Here is a 13,222-nt window from a genome sequence, read left to right on the forward strand (position 1 = left end):
TGATTTTTAACAAGGCACGATGTTTGGTGATGGTAGGTAATATCAAAAACAATTTGTTCGGCTGGTTTCGCCACTCACCACCAGACGCCTTGTTTGATAGGCAGTTGGTTTGGATTGCATTGTGTTTAATGCTGACGGGGCTGGTGATGGTGACATCGGCATCCTTTCCTATCAGCTCTCGTCTGACGGATCAGCCTTTTCACTTTATGTTCCGCCACGCCACTTTTTTGTGCTTGGCGTTGGGCACCTCCGCGGTAGTGTTGCAAATCCCACTGCAGAAGTGGCAAAGCCATAGCCACTATTTGTTGGGCATCGCATTTGCGTTGCTGGTGGTGGTTTTAATTGCGGGTAAATCGGTGAATGGCGCGTCACGCTGGATCCCTCTAGGGCTTTTTAACCTGCAGCCAGCGGAAGTGGCCAAGCTTGCACTGTTTATCTTCATGTCCGGTTATTTGGTTCGTAAACAGGATGAAGTTAGAGCGACCTTTTTTGGTGGCTTTATGAAACCCATTATGGTTTTTGGCGCGTTAGCGCTATTGCTACTTGGGCAACCAGACTTGGGTACGGTCGTTGTTATGTTGGTGACCTTGTTTGGCATGCTTTTTATCGCTGGAGCCAAATTGAGTCAGTTTCTGGCGTTGATGGTCGCTGGGATTACCGCAGTCGTAGGATTGATTCTCATCGAACCGTATCGTGTAAGACGTGTGACGTCTTTCTTAGATCCTTGGGAAGACCCATTTGGTAGCGGCTATCAGTTGACTCAATCATTAATGGCGTTTGGTCGTGGTGAATGGTTTGGTCAAGGTTTGGGTAACTCGATTCAAAAACTAGAGTATTTGCCGGAAGCTCACACCGACTTCGTGTTTGCTGTCATGGCAGAAGAGCTTGGTTTCATTGGCGTGGTGCTGATCTTAGCGCTCATTTTTAGCCTAGTGATCAAAGCGGTGTTTATCGGTAAAAAAGCGTTTGAACATCAATTGCAGTTTGGTGGATATCTCGCTTTTGGTATTGGTATCTGGTTCGCTTTTCAAACCCTAGTTAATGTAGGGGCAGCAGCGGGGATGGTCCCTACCAAAGGTCTTACGTTACCGCTGATCAGTTACGGTGGTTCGAGTTTAATTATTATGTCCATCGCTGTATCGATTCTTCTGAGAATTGATCATGAATGCCGACTTATCTCGATGGGCAATAAAGCAGACTTACAGACAGATGAAAAAGAATAAAAGATTAATGGTCATGGCAGGAGGCACAGGTGGACACGTTTTTCCTGGCTTGGCGGTGGCGAAAAAATTGCAGCAACAAGGCTGGGAAATCCGCTGGCTCGGAACAGCGGATCGTATGGAAGCAGAGTTGGTGCCAAAACATGGTATCGATATCGATTTCATTCAAGTCAAAGGCTTGCGTGGCCAAGGCATCAAACGCCTTGTTTTGGCGCCTTTCCAAATCCTCAATGCTATTTTTCAAGCGAAGGCACACATTAAGCGTTGGCAGCCGGATGCGGTGTTAGGGATGGGCGGCTACGTAAGTGGTCCTGGTGGTATTGCTGCTTGGCTATCTGGCATTCCAGTGGTCCTGCATGAGCAAAATGCGGTGGCAGGGCTAACCAACCACTGGCTAGCGAAAATCGCTAAAAAGGTATTTCAGGCCTTTCCGGGGGCGTTTAAAGATGCACAAGTCGTAGGTAATCCGGTACGTGAAGATGTCGTTGCCCTTCCTGAACCCATGCAGAGAATGCAGGATAGAGACGGTGCAGTACGCATTTTAGTGATGGGTGGCAGCCAAGGTGCCAGAATCCTCAATCAAACCATGCCTCAAGTGATGGCGCAACTCGGTTCTGGTTTTGAGATTCGCCATCAAGCGGGTAAAGGCAGTGCAGATGAAGTGCGTCTGGCCTATCAACAAGCAGGCGTTGAGCACGTTGAGGTGAGCGAGTTCATTGATGACGTTGCTGCGCAATACGCTTGGGCCGACCTATTGGTGTGTCGCTCTGGAGCTCTGACCGTATCGGAAGTCTCTGCCGCTGGCGTAGGGGCCATTTTTATCCCATTTATGCACAAAGATCGTCAACAAGCGTTGAATGCAGATCATCTCGTGGCATGCGGAGCCGCGCTGATGATTGAGCAGCCACAACTGACGGTGGATAAGCTTGCGGGAGAAATTCAAAAATTAGGTCGAGATACATTGCTCTCAATGGCGCTTCACGCCCGAGCAGCAGCACAAAATAATGCCGACCAAGTTGTGGCGGATGCGATTGTCGCCCTAACTGAACAGAAATAAAGAGAACAGGTTAATGACTATTCAACACAAGCAAGATCTTGCACAGATTCGCGCTATGGTCCCAGAGATGCGCCGAGTGAAATCCATCCACTTCATTGGGATTGGTGGTGCAGGCATGAGCGGCATCGCCGAAGTGTTGCTCAATGAAGGGTATCAAATCACCGGCTCTGATATTGCAGAAAATGCCGTTACTGAGCGCTTGGCTCAAAAAGGGGCAAAAGTGTATATCGGCCACCAAGCGACGAATGTTGCAGAGGCGAGTGTTGTTGTTGTCTCAACAGCGATCAATGAAGCGAACCCAGAAGTTAAAGCGGCGCGTGAAGCTCGTATTCCGGTAGTTCGCCGTGCAGAAATGTTGGCAGAACTGATGCGTTTTCGTCACGGCATTGCCGTTGCTGGTACGCATGGTAAAACCACCACGACAGCATTGGTAACGCAAATATATTCAGAAGCGGGACTGGATCCAACGTTCGTGAATGGTGGCCTGGTAAAAAGTGCAGGCACCAATGCGCGTTTAGGTTCTAGCCGCATTTTGATTGCTGAAGCCGATGAAAGTGATGCGTCGTTCTTACATTTGCAACCGATGGTGTGTATTGTCACCAACATTGAAGCTGACCATATGGATACCTATGGCGGTGACTTCGAAACACTGAAGCAAACCTTCATCGACTTCTTACACAATTTGCCATTTTATGGTCAGGCGATTGTTTGTAATGATGATCCGGTGATTCGCGAGCTGATCCCTCGCATCAGTCGTCAAGTCATTACTTACGGCTTCTCGGAAGATGCCGATGTTCGTATTGAAAATTATCGCCAAGAAGGCCAGCAAGGAAAATTCACCGTGGTCCGCAAAGATTGCGAAGCGCTGGATATTACCCTGAATATTCCTGGCCGCCACAATGCATTGAATGCCGCTGCAGCCATTGCTGTGGCAACGGAAGATGAAATTGGTGATGACGCGATCCTTGCTGCCATGATTGGTACTCAGGGCACTGGTCGCCGTTTTGAACATCTAGGTGAGTTCGAAACAGGCAATGGAAACGTAATGCTGGTTGATGATTATGGCCATCACCCAACCGAAGTGGATGTGACCATTCATGCCGCTCGTAATGGTTGGCAAGACAAACGTCTAGTGATGATTTTCCAACCCCACCGTTATAGCCGTACCCGAGATCTCTACGATGACTTCGCAAACGTGCTTGAGCAGGTTGATGTGCTGGTCATGTTGGATGTATACGCGGCGGGTGAAAAAGCGATCGCTGGAGCGGACAGCCGTTCATTGTGCCGCACGATTCGCAGCCGTGGAAAAATCGATCCTATTTTTGTTGCTGATACCCAGCAATTGCCAGAGGTATTGGCGAACATTTTACAAGAAGGCGATCTGTTATTAGCACAAGGTGCGGGGGATATTGGTAAAGTCGCCCGTCAATTGGCTGCACTTGAGCTAAATATCAGTAATATGAAAGCAAAATAGCCATTTGTGGCGGATATTAAGCAGTTAGTAACGCAGATCTCGTATTTGCGATAACTTCGTTGCGATTTCTCTCTATCAATGTTTGATAGTTTACAAGAGCTCAGTATAATCCCGAAGTTAAAGTCATTACTTTTCGCTCGCGAATATCCGCTGAATAAAGAGTATTTGAACAAAGTCAGGAAGCGTTAACTTTGACAGAAATAGCAGTTGATGAAGCTGATGTACTTCCCTTGCACTGGAAGAGACAAAAGCACCAAATAATTGGCGCTGCATTTTTCGTATTGGTTGTCGCTTTAATCGGCTCAATTTTGTATTCAACCTTGAGTTGGATGTGGGATGACCAACGCCTGCCTTTATCAAAGATAATTCTGCAAGGGGATTTGCAGTACGTCACAGCTGATGATGTGCAGCATGCCTTTGGCAGTATTACTCATATCGGCACCTTTATGTCGCAAGACGTTTCGGTGTTGCAAGAAAGCGTGGAAGCCTTGCCTTGGGTTGCGCATGCATCCATTCGCAAGCAATGGCCAGATACGGTGAAAGTGTTTATCACCGAGCACCGTGCCGCGGCGATTTGGAATGGCAACGCATTACTCAATCAAGATGGAATGGTCTTTGATGGTGACGTCGCGCAACTGAATGAAGAGAGAGTCAAACTTTACGGGCCAGTTGCGACTGGGGTTGAGGTACTGAAAAAGTATCGAGAAATGAACCCTGAGTTTAGTAAGTTAGGCTTATCGATTTCTTCATTAGTATTAAATGACCGACGCGCTTGGCAAATTATCCTAGATAATGGTATTCGCCTTGAATTAGGCAAAGAGTCTTTGGATGAGCGAGTGGCGAGGTTTTTTTCGCTCTATCGCCAATTAGGCAGCAAAGCTGATAAGGTCAGCTATGTTGACCTCAGGTATGACACGGGAGCCGCTGTTGGTTGGTTCCCAGAGCAAGAGTCAGAATAAGAGAGTACAGATGACTAAGACCGCCGATGACAACATTATTGTTGGTCTTGATATAGGCACTGCAACCGTATCCGCTCTGGTAGGCGAAATTCTGCCTGATGGTCAAATTAATATCATTGGAGCAGGCAGTAGCCCATCTCGTGGTATGGATAAAGGCGGCGTGAACGATCTTGAATCTGTGGTGAAATCTGTCCAGAGAGCGATCGATCAAGCTGAAATGATGGCTGAGTGCCAAATCAGCAACGTATTTATTTCTTTATCGGGGAAGCATATTGCCAGCCGCATAGAAAAGGGCATGGGTACCATTTCCGATGAAGAAGTCTCACAAGAAGATATGGATCGTGCTATACATACAGCTAAATCCATTAAAATCGGTGATGAGCAGAGAATCCTTCATGTGATTCCACAAGAGTTCACTATCGATTATCAAGAAGGCATTAAAAACCCTCTTGGTTTGTCTGGCGTGAGAATGGAAGTAAGTGTTCATCTTATTTCCTGCCACAACGACATGGCGCGTAATATAATTAAAGCGGTAGAGCGTTGTGGTTTAAAAGTCGAGCAAATTGTCTTTTCTGGTTTGGCGGCAAGCAATGCGGTCATTACAGAAGATGAAAGAGAGCTGGGTGTGTGTGTGGTCGATATCGGCGCAGGCACCATGGACGTAGCAATCTGGACGGGCGGTGCACTTCGACACACTGAAGTGTTCTCTTATGCTGGCAATGCTGTCACCAGCGACATCGCTTTTGCCTTTGGTACACCCGTGAGTGATGCCGAAGAGATCAAAGTGAAATATGGCTGTGCTCTGAGTGAGCTAGTCAGCAAGGATGATACGGTTAACGTCCCAAGCGTTGGTGGGCGTCCCTCTCGGAGTTTGCAACGTCAAACTTTATCTGAGGTGATTGAACCGCGCTATTCTGAACTTATGGGATTAGTTAACCAAACTATTGAATCTGTTCAAATGAAGCTGCGTGAAGATGGAATTAAGCACCATCTTGCTGCGGGAGTTGTCCTCACCGGAGGGGCAGCCCAAATTGAAGGTTTAGTAGAATGTGCGGAGCGAGTGTTCCGCAATCAAGTTCGCGTTGGTAAGCCACTAGAAGTGAGTGGCTTAACTGATTATGTAAAAGAGCCGTATCATTCCACGGCAGTTGGATTACTTCATTACGCACGAGATATGCGCTCAAGCGATGATAGTGACTACAACGAGCCTAAACGTTCGGCAGTCACTGGCTTGTTTGGCAAGCTGCGTAATTGGATACAAAAAGAGTTTTAACCTGAGAGTTGCAGGAAAAACGGAGATAACACATGTTTGAACCGATGATGGAAATGTCTGACGATGCTGTAATTAAAGTCGTTGGGGTTGGTGGCGGCGGCGGTAATGCTGTAGAACACATGGTGCGTGAATCCATCGAAGGCGTGGAGTTCATCAGCGTCAATACGGATGCACAAGCACTTCGTAAGACAAGTGTGGGCAATGTGATCCAGATTGGTGGCAACATCACTAAAGGTCTGGGTGCAGGTGCAAACCCACAAGTTGGTCGTGACGCAGCTCTTGAAGACAAAGAAAGAATTAAAGAATTGCTGATTGGTGCCGATATGGTATTTATCGCAGCTGGCATGGGCGGTGGTACTGGTACAGGTGCTGCTCCGGTTATTGCAGAAGTTGCGAAAGAGCTAGGCATCCTTACGGTTGCAGTAGTAACCAAGCCGTTCAGTTTCGAAGGAAAGAAGCGCTTAGCGTTTGCTGAGCAAGGTATCGATGAGTTATCAAAGCATGTTGATTCATTGATCACCATTCCAAACGAAAAGCTGCTAAAAGTGCTTGGTCGCGGCATCACTTTGTTGGAAGCCTTTGCTAGCGCGAATGATGTACTAAAAAATGCAGTGCAAGGTATCGCCGAGCTCATTACTCGCCCTGGCATGATCAACGTGGACTTTGCGGACGTTCGTACAGTGATGTCTGAGATGGGTCACGCGATGATGGGTAGCGGTGTGGCAAAAGGTGAAGATCGTGCAGAAGAAGCGGCGGAAATGGCTATTTCTAGTCCACTTCTCGAAGATATCGACCTTGCAGGTGCTCGTGGCGTACTGGTTAACATTACCGCTGGTCTAGACATGCGTCTAGATGAGTTTGAAACAGTGGGTAATACGGTTAAAGCGTTTGCTTCGGATAACGCAACAGTCGTAATCGGTACTTCACTTGATCCAGACATGGCGGATGAAATTCGAGTGACGGTGGTTGCTACCGGTATCGGTAACGATAAGAAACCAGACATCACGTTAGTTTCAGGTGGTAAAGCTAAAGTCGCTCAACCAACTGCAGCACCACAACCTGTTGTGGCTGCGAAGGTGGAAGAAAAACCGGCACAAACTTTGCAGGAAAGACCTCAGGTTACTCCTCAGCCATCGACGCCTGTTTCCTCTTCTACAGCGTCAGGCAGCCAGAATACGGCGCCTAAGCAGGAAAAAGAGAGCGGATATTTGGATATTCCGGCATTTTTACGTCGTCAGGCTGATTAATATTCAGGCACAAATTTGACACTGTTCAAAATTGTGGTAGCATTCACGGTCGGCGTCTTAGACGACCGTGATTTGTAGCACTTCAAAGAGGCAATCAGATGATCAGACAACGTACTCTGAAAGAAATTGTGAAAACAACTGGTGTGGGTCTCCACTCTGGTCGTAAAGTCACATTAACTCTTCGCCCTGCAGCTGCAAACACTGGCATTGTTTATCGCCGCACTGATCTAACGCCTGCGGTAGATTTTCCTGCTGATCCTGCTTCTGTTCGTGACACTATGTTGTGTACTGCACTCGTTAATGATGCAGGCGTTCGTATCTCTACAGTTGAGCATTTGAACGCAGCGCTTGCGGGTATGGGTATCGACAACATCATCATTGAAGTTGATGCACCTGAAATTCCAATTATGGATGGCAGCGCAAGTCCATTTGTTTACTTGCTTCAGCAAGCAGGCATTGAGACACAAAATGCAGCGAAGCGTTTTATCCGCATTAAGAAACCAGTTCGTTTTGAAGACGGTGACAAGTGGGCTGAATTTGTTCCATTTAATGGTTTTCGCATGGATTTTGAAATCGAGTTTAACCACCCTGCAATCGATTCTGATGAGCAGCGTCTGTTGTTCGATTTCTCAACGCAAGGTTTTGTTCGTGAAATCTCTCGTGCACGTACTTTTGGTTTTATGCGTGACATTGAATATCTCCAGTCACAAAATTTAGTGCTGGGTGGTAGCTTTGACAACGCGATTGTGTTGGATGATTACCGCATTCTTAACGAAGAAGGCCTTCGTTTCGAAAACGAATTTGTTACGCACAAAGTGTTGGATGCGATCGGTGATCTTTACATGTGTGGTCATGCGATTATTGGTGAGTTCCGCGCATACAAATCCGGACATGGTTTAAATAACCAGTTGCTACGTGCAGTGTTGGCAGACCAAGAAGCTTGGGAATGGACAACGTTTGAAGAAGAAGTTGGTTCTCCAGTTGCCTTTGCTGAACCGAATATGGTTTTAGCGTAACAAGCGAATGAATAAAGAAAAGCCAGACATCTGTCTGGCTTTTTGCTTTGTTAACAAATCAAAGTTCAACTCGATTTCTTCTCTGCCATTGCAGCCAATCGCTCGAGACGAGCTTTCACTTTTGGCGGTGCCATTTCGGCAATCATAGTTAAAGCATTTGCAGCATTTTGCGAGATCGGCTCGCGTTTCTTTTGATCCTTAGGCGCTTTTTGCTGATATAGACCGGGATTAATGCGAACTTCGATGGCCATTAATTTAGCAAATCCACGAGAGCGTAAAGCATTCAGGATCGTCAAACGATCGTAATCAACCTTCATTTTGATCGCCGCGCTAGCGACATCGAGGATCAAACATCCCTGACGTAAATTTGCCGCTCGGCAATGCTGTGCAGTCCCATTTGGCAGCAACTCTGCTAACACTTTATTCAACTCGAGTATCTCGCACGCATGATGCTGGATCTTTTGTAGCGAGCTACCGCTACCGTCAATAAGTTCTTGTGTTGAGGTGGGGCGATGATCACGCATGATAGGCACCTAAAAAAACATCCATACATGCATTCTAAGTTACCACTTAAGCCTGCTTCAAGTTGCTTTGGCGTTATTTCACTGGTGAATCCATCGCCAATAACAATAAAAACTTCAAAGCGCTTCAAACAAATGGGGTTTGTGATGGTTGTCTTAACGAAAAATCCTTACACTAGACGACATTATTTGCCACCTTAGCCTTGAAAAAATAGCTCGTCAGTACAATATCTGAGTTACATGATTTATCTCAGTATCCTTAGTTTAAAACTGGTAGAGACTGAAGGCATTTATCGTAGGCCGAAATGGTCTAACAAAGAGAGATTCATAAGAAATGATAACTAAGCTACTGACAAAGGTGATTGGTAGTCGCAACGATCGCACACTGCGCCGCCTTAGAAAGATTGTTAAAGAGATTAACAACTACGAGCCGACCTTTGAGGCTCTCTCAGATGAACAATTAAAAGCAAAAACGGTTGAGTTTCGCCAACGTCTAGAACAAGGCGAAACGCTTGATCAACTATTACCTGAAGCATTTGCTACCGTTCGCGAAGCATCAAAGCGTGTTTACGGTATGCGTCATTTCGACGTTCAGTTAATTGGTGGTATGGTTCTCAATGCAGGCCAAATCGCTGAAATGCGTACGGGTGAAGGTAAAACTTTAACCGCAACTCTTCCTGCTTACCTTAACGCACTCGCTGGTAAAGGTGTTCACATTGTTACCGTCAATGATTACTTGGCGAAGCGTGACGCAGAAACCAACCGCCCTCTATTTGAGTTTCTAGGAATGACCGTTGGTATTAATGTGCCAAACATGCCTCATCCTGCGAAAAAAGAAGCGTACCAAGCCGATATCCTATACGGAACCAACAACGAGTTTGGTTTTGACTATCTACGTGACAACATGGCTTTCCGCAATGAAGATCGTGTTCAGCGTGAACGCTTCTTTGCCGTTGTCGATGAAGTGGACTCGATCTTGATCGATGAAGCGCGTACACCACTTATCATTTCTGGCCCTGCTGAAGATAGCTCTGAGCTTTACACGCGTATCAATGCGCTGATTCCATTATTGCAGAAGCAAGATAAAGAAGACTCTGAAGAGTATCGTGGTGATGGCCACTACACCGTCGATGAAAAATCGAAGCAAGTGCATCTAACGGAAACAGGCCAAGAGTTTGTGGAAGAGTTGATGGTGAAAAATGGCCTAATGGAAGAGGGAGATACATTGTACTCTCCAACCAACATCAGCCTTTTGCATCACGTTAACGCGGCATTACGTGCGCATGTTCTGTTTGAGAAGAACGTGGACTACATCGTAAACGAAGACGGCGAAGTCGTGATTGTTGACGAACACACTGGCCGTACAATGCCAGGTCGCCGTTGGTCTGAAGGTCTTCACCAAGCCGTTGAAGCGAAAGAAGGCGTTAAGATCCAAAACGAAAACCAGACCTTGGCTTCGATTACATTCCAGAACTACTTCCGCCTGTATGAAAAACTGTCTGGTATGACAGGTACAGCGGACACCGAAGCGTTCGAGTTCCAATCGATTTACGGTCTTGAGACAGTGGTTATCCCAACCAACAAGCCAATGATCCGTAACGACATGCCTGATGTTGTTTACCGTACTGAAGCAGAGAAATTTGCTGCCATTATTGAAGACATCAAAGCGCGTGTAGAAAAAGGTCAACCTGTACTTGTGGGTACGGTTTCTATCGAGAAATCCGAGCTGCTTTCGAATGCACTGAAGAAAGCGAAAATTAAACACAATGTTCTAAATGCCAAGTTCCACGAAAAAGAAGCGGAAATTGTTGCAGAAGCCGGTAAACCGGGTGCGGTGACCATTGCAACCAACATGGCTGGTCGTGGTACGGACATCGTGCTAGGCGGTAGTTGGCAAGCGAAAGTTGAATCGATGACTAACCCAACGCAAGAGCAGATTGATGAAATCAAAGCAGAGTGGAAGCTGGTTCACGATCAAGTGCTTGAGTCGGGCGGTCTACACATCATTGGTACTGAGCGTCACGAATCTCGCCGTATCGATAACCAGCTGCGCGGTCGTTCAGGTCGTCAGGGTGATGCCGGTTCATCTCGTTTCTACCTTTCTATGGAAGATTCACTACTACGTATCTTTACTTCGGATCGTATGGCGGCATTGATTCAAAGTGGTATGGAAGAAGGAGAAGCGATCGAATCTAAGATGCTTTCTCGCTCTATCGAAAAAGCGCAACGCAAAGTGGAAGGCCGTAACTTCGATATCCGTAAGCAGCTGCTTGAATACGATGATGTGGCGAACGATCAGCGTAAAGTGGTGTATGAGCTACGTGATGAGTTGATGAGTGTTGATGACATTAGCGATATGATCGAACACAATCGCGTTGATGTGCTTCAAGGCGTCATCGATGAATACATTCCACCTCAATCATTGGAAGATATGTGGGATCTTGAAGGCCTACAAGAACGCCTGAAGAACGATTTCGATATCGATGCTCCAGTGAAGCAATGGTTGGAAGAAGACGATAAGCTTTACGAAGAAGCGTTACGTGAAAAAGTTATTGATACCGCGGTTGAAGTCTACAAAGCGAAAGAAGAAGTCGTTGGCGCACAAGTGCTGCGTAACTTCGAAAAATCCGTGATGTTACAAACGTTGGATACATTGTGGAAAGAGCACTTGGCGGCGATGGATCACTTGCGTCAAGGTATCCATCTTCGTGGCTATGCACAAAAGAACCCGAAACAGGAATACAAGCGTGAGTCGTTTGAGCTGTTTGAAGGCTTGCTTGAAACATTGAAATCTGATGTTGTGATGATTTTGTCGAAAGTACGCGTTCAGCAGCAAGAAGAAGTTGAGCGTATGGAGGCTCAGCGTCGTGCACAAGCTGAAGAAGCGGCTCGTCGTGCGCAAGCTCAACATGCCTCAGCTCAAAGTCAGCTTGCTGATGACTCTGATGAAGGGCATCACCAACCAGTGGTCCGTGACGAGCGTAAAGTAGGTCGTAATGAACCCTGCCCTTGTGGTAGTGGCAAAAAATACAAACAGTGTCACGGTCAAATCAATTAGTGTTAGCCTAATTAATGTAATCAATTAAGAGTCGCTTAGGCGGCTCTTTTTTTAAGGAAAAAATGATGAAACGTATCCATATTGTTGCGGCGATTATTTTCAATCAAGACAAGAGCCAGGTTTACATTACCAAGCGTCCGGATGATAAACACAAAGGCGGCTTTTGGGAGTTTCCTGGAGGCAAAGTCGAAGAAGGTGAAAGCATAGAGCAAGCCATGGTACGTGAACTTGAAGAAGAAATCGGTATTACGGCGACTCAACAACAGCTGTTTGAGCATTTAGAGTACGATTACCCAGATAAATCACTCAAGTTTGACTTTATCGCAGTCACGGATTTTAACGGTCAGCCTTATGGTAGAGAAGGACAACAGGGAGCGTGGGTGGCGGTTGCAGAACTTAGCCGTTACCCGTTTCCAGAAGCGAACGTACCAATTCTTGAAAGAGTGCTAAAAGAGTTCGCTTGAGATCTGGTCTCTCTTTGCAATAGTTGATAGTTTAAGAACCTATTTGATCGATTTGCCCTGTTTGGCAGATCCAGAAACACGGAGAAATATGCAATGGTAAGAATTGCAGTTGCAGGAGCTGCGGGTCGTATGGGCCGCAATTTAGTAAAAGCTGCGCATCACAATCAGGCTGCTAAGGTTGCTGCTGGCTCAGAGCGTCCAGAATCATCACTGGTTGGTGTCGATCTTGGTGAACTATGCGGTGAAGGTAAATTTGACGTTGTGGTTTGCGATGATTTAGCCAAACAAATTGATCAATTTGACGTAATTATTGATTTTACCGCTCCAGCAAGCACTTTGAACAATCTGGCGCTTTGCCAACAATATGGCAAGAGTATTGTGATTGGGACCACTGGCTTTACCGAACAGCAACGTGAGCAGATCGATCAGGTCGCGCAACAGGTACCTGTGGTCATGGCGCCAAATTACTCTGTGGGCGTGAATCTTGTTTTCAAGCTGCTTGAAAAAGCGGCGAAAGTGATGGGCGATTACTGTGACATCGAAATTGTTGAAGCGCATCACCGCCACAAAGTGGATGCTCCATCGGGTACAGCCATTGGTATGGGTGAGGCGATTGCTGGTGCCATGGGGAATAAGCTCAGTGATGTTGCCGTCTATGCTCGTGAAGGGATCACTGGAGAGCGAACCAAGGACGAAATTGGTTTCGCGACCATTCGAGCAGGGGATATCGTTGGCGAGCATACCGCGATGTTTGCTGATATTGGTGAGCGTGTAGAAATTACCCACAAAGCAACAGACCGTATGACATTTGCTAATGGTGCCGTCAAAGCCGCGGTGTGGCTGCACGAAAAACCTGCCGGGTTTTATACCATGACAGATGTCCTTGGGCTTAAGGACCTGTAAATAAATAATTATGCGCCAGCCAATGCTGGC

11 protein-coding genes are annotated in these 13,222 nt (G+C 46.6%); 10 read left to right on the forward strand and 1 reads right to left on the reverse strand.

Translation table 11 applies throughout. The features are described from left to right. The first annotated feature begins 29 nt into the window (after nucleotides 1–29). From ftsW to lpxC, 7 genes are all read left to right on the forward strand, one after another. Complete coding sequence (gene ftsW / locus CIK04_RS00965) at nucleotides 30–1,223, forward strand: cell division protein FtsW (protein ID WP_026050481.1); 1,194 nt, start codon at nucleotides 30–32, stop codon at nucleotides 1,221–1,223. Next, entirely contained in the window at nucleotides 1,210–2,277 is a 1,068-nt protein-coding gene (murG, locus tag CIK04_RS00970) for an undecaprenyldiphospho-muramoylpentapeptide beta-N-acetylglucosaminyltransferase (protein WP_039540676.1), read from the forward strand. The genes ftsW and murG overlap by 14 nt, the downstream gene beginning before the upstream one ends. Nucleotides 2,278–2,290: 13 nt before the next feature. After that, nucleotides 2,291–3,751 (forward strand): UDP-N-acetylmuramate--L-alanine ligase, encoded by a 1,461-nt coding sequence (gene murC, locus CIK04_RS00975; protein WP_097352423.1) that lies wholly within the window; start codon nucleotides 2,291–2,293, stop codon nucleotides 3,749–3,751. Nucleotides 3,752–3,942: 191 nt separating this feature from the next. Continuing rightward, nucleotides 3,943–4,710, forward strand: coding sequence for a cell division protein FtsQ/DivIB (locus tag CIK04_RS00980; protein WP_017421301.1), 768 nt, complete (start codon nucleotides 3,943–3,945; stop codon nucleotides 4,708–4,710). A gap of 10 nt (nucleotides 4,711–4,720) precedes the next feature. Then, on the forward strand, nucleotides 4,721–5,983 hold the full coding sequence (gene ftsA / locus CIK04_RS00985) for a cell division protein FtsA (protein ID WP_011078660.1): 1,263 nt from the start codon (nucleotides 4,721–4,723) through the stop codon (nucleotides 5,981–5,983). Between the two features lie 32 nt (nucleotides 5,984–6,015). Then, the gene (gene ftsZ / locus CIK04_RS00990) at nucleotides 6,016–7,230 is read left to right on the forward strand and encodes a cell division protein FtsZ (protein WP_017421302.1); all 1,215 of its coding nucleotides are present in this window, start codon (nucleotides 6,016–6,018) and stop codon (nucleotides 7,228–7,230) included. A 98-nt stretch (nucleotides 7,231–7,328) separates the two neighbouring features. Then, a complete protein-coding gene (gene lpxC / locus CIK04_RS00995) occupies nucleotides 7,329–8,246 on the forward strand; it encodes a UDP-3-O-acyl-N-acetylglucosamine deacetylase (RefSeq protein ID WP_017789418.1) in 918 nt (305 codons plus the stop codon). A 65-nt stretch (nucleotides 8,247–8,311) separates the two neighbouring features. On the opposite strand, the gene CIK04_RS01000 is transcribed toward lpxC, so the two are convergent. Then, nucleotides 8,312–8,770, reverse strand: a complete 459-nt coding sequence (locus CIK04_RS01000) for a DUF721 domain-containing protein (protein WP_026050483.1) — start codon at nucleotides 8,768–8,770, stop codon at nucleotides 8,312–8,314. 331 nt (nucleotides 8,771–9,101) lie between these two features. Between CIK04_RS01000 and secA the strand changes: the two genes are divergently transcribed. The 3 genes from secA to dapB all read left to right on the forward strand — a co-directional run bounded on the left by secA (nucleotide 9,102) and on the right by dapB (nucleotide 13,192). Continuing rightward, nucleotides 9,102–11,825 (forward strand): preprotein translocase subunit SecA, encoded by a 2,724-nt coding sequence (gene secA, locus CIK04_RS01005; protein WP_017421305.1) that lies wholly within the window; start codon nucleotides 9,102–9,104, stop codon nucleotides 11,823–11,825. Between the two features lie 65 nt (nucleotides 11,826–11,890). Next, a complete protein-coding gene (mutT, locus tag CIK04_RS01010) occupies nucleotides 11,891–12,289 on the forward strand; it encodes an 8-oxo-dGTP diphosphatase MutT (RefSeq protein ID WP_026050484.1) in 399 nt (132 codons plus the stop codon). Nucleotides 12,290–12,382: 93 nt separating this feature from the next. Continuing rightward, nucleotides 12,383–13,192 (forward strand): 4-hydroxy-tetrahydrodipicolinate reductase, encoded by an 810-nt coding sequence (dapB, locus tag CIK04_RS01015; protein WP_097352424.1) that lies wholly within the window; start codon nucleotides 12,383–12,385, stop codon nucleotides 13,190–13,192. Nucleotides 13,193–13,222 lie beyond the last annotated feature (30 nt).

The sequence above is a fragment of the Vibrio sp. 03_296 genome (assembly GCF_002265885.1).

Bases quoted from the DNA above. Each gene is read 5' to 3' on its own strand.
- ftsW (WP_026050481.1), top strand. From the start codon at position 30: ATGGTAGGTAATATCAAAAACAATTTGTTCGGCTGGTTTCGCCACTCA.
- murG (WP_039540676.1), top strand. From the start codon at position 1,210: ATGAAAAAGAATAAAAGATTAATGGTCATGGCAGGAGGCACAGGTGGA.
- murC (WP_097352423.1), top strand. From the start codon at position 2,291: ATGACTATTCAACACAAGCAAGATCTTGCACAGATTCGCGCTATGGTC.
- ftsA (WP_011078660.1), top strand. From the start codon at position 4,721: ATGACTAAGACCGCCGATGACAACATTATTGTTGGTCTTGATATAGGC.
- ftsZ (WP_017421302.1), top strand. From the start codon at position 6,016: ATGTTTGAACCGATGATGGAAATGTCTGACGATGCTGTAATTAAAGTC.
- lpxC (WP_017789418.1), top strand. From the start codon at position 7,329: ATGATCAGACAACGTACTCTGAAAGAAATTGTGAAAACAACTGGTGTG.
- CIK04_RS01000 (WP_026050483.1), bottom strand. From the start codon at position 8,770: ATGCGTGATCATCGCCCCACCTCAACACAAGAACTTATTGACGGTAGC.
- secA (WP_017421305.1), top strand. From the start codon at position 9,102: ATGATAACTAAGCTACTGACAAAGGTGATTGGTAGTCGCAACGATCGC.
- mutT (WP_026050484.1), top strand. From the start codon at position 11,891: ATGAAACGTATCCATATTGTTGCGGCGATTATTTTCAATCAAGACAAG.
- dapB (WP_097352424.1), top strand. From the start codon at position 12,383: ATGGTAAGAATTGCAGTTGCAGGAGCTGCGGGTCGTATGGGCCGCAAT.